Origin of the sequence: Streptomyces sp. NPDC048644 (assembly GCF_043199105.1) — a bacterium.
Lineage (GTDB): Bacteria > Actinomycetota > Actinomycetes > Streptomycetales > Streptomycetaceae > Streptomyces.
The window spans coordinates 1-1130 of record NZ_JBICVO010000040.1; the positions used below are offsets into that span (position 1 = coordinate 1).

A 1130-nucleotide genomic window follows, 5' to 3' on the forward strand; every position below is an offset into this window, starting at 1 on the left:
CATCCTCAACCACCGGTGCAACGACTCATTCTCAGGAAACAACTCCACAAGCGCCCGGTCCGTCGCCGCGATATCCGACGCCTCACCCGACAACGCCGCCCACCGGAAAGGACCCTTCCCCTCACAGAACAACGGACGGATATACGCAGGCACAAACCCCGGAAAAGCAAACGCCCGCCCGAAACCCGCCAACTGCGCCTCCCCCCGGATCGAATTCCCGTAATCGAAGACCTCAGCCCCCGCATCCAAAAACCCGACCATCGCCTCCACATGCGCCGCCATCGACTCCCGCGCCCGCACCGTGAACCCCGCAGGATCCGCCGCCGCCAAGGCGGCCATCTCCCCGAACTCCACACCCACCGGCAGATACGACAACGGATCATGCGCACTCGTCTGATCCGTCACAATGTCCACCGGCGCCCCCTCCGCCAGCATCCGCGGCAACAACTCCGCCGCATTCCCCAGCAACCCGATCGACAACGGACGCCGCGCATCCCGCGCCTGAACCGCCCACTCCAACGCCTGCGCCGGCGAATCCGCCCGCACATCCAGATAACGATGCTCGATCCGCCGCTCAATCGCCCGCGGATCACAGTCAATACAGATCGCCACCCCGTCATTCATCGTCACCGCCAGCGGCTGCGCACCCCCCATCCCACCCAGACCAGCCGTCAACGTAATCGTCCCCGCCAGCGAACCCCCGAACTTCTTCGCCGCCACCGCAGCGAACGTCTCATACGTCCCCTGCAAAATCCCCTGCGTGCCGATATAAATCCACGACCCCGCCGTCATCTGCCCATACATCGTCAAACCCAGCTGCTCCAGACGCCGGAACTCCTCCCAGTTCGCCCAGTCACCCACCAGATTCGAATTCGCGATCAACACCCGCGGCGCCCACTCATGCGTCTGCATCACCCCCACCGGACGCCCCGACTGCACCAGCATCGTCTCGTCCTGCTTCAACGACCCCAGCGTCCGCACCATCGCATCGAACGAACGCCAGTCCCGCGCCGCCTTCCCCGTCCCCCCGTACACCACCAACTTCTCCGGATGCTCAGCCACCTCCGGATCCAAGTTGTTCTGCAACATCCGCAACGCAGCCTCCTGCTGCCACCCCAAGGTGTTCAGCT

General features: G+C 64.3%; 1 protein-coding gene. It reads right to left on the reverse strand.

All coding sequences use genetic code 11. The features are described 5' to 3' along the window. The coding region (gene hutU / locus ACGFNI_RS35835) for a urocanate hydratase (protein WP_393689930.1) at positions 1-1128 on the reverse strand (1128 nt) is incomplete at its 3' end. Between the last annotated feature and the right edge of the window lie 2 nt (positions 1129-1130).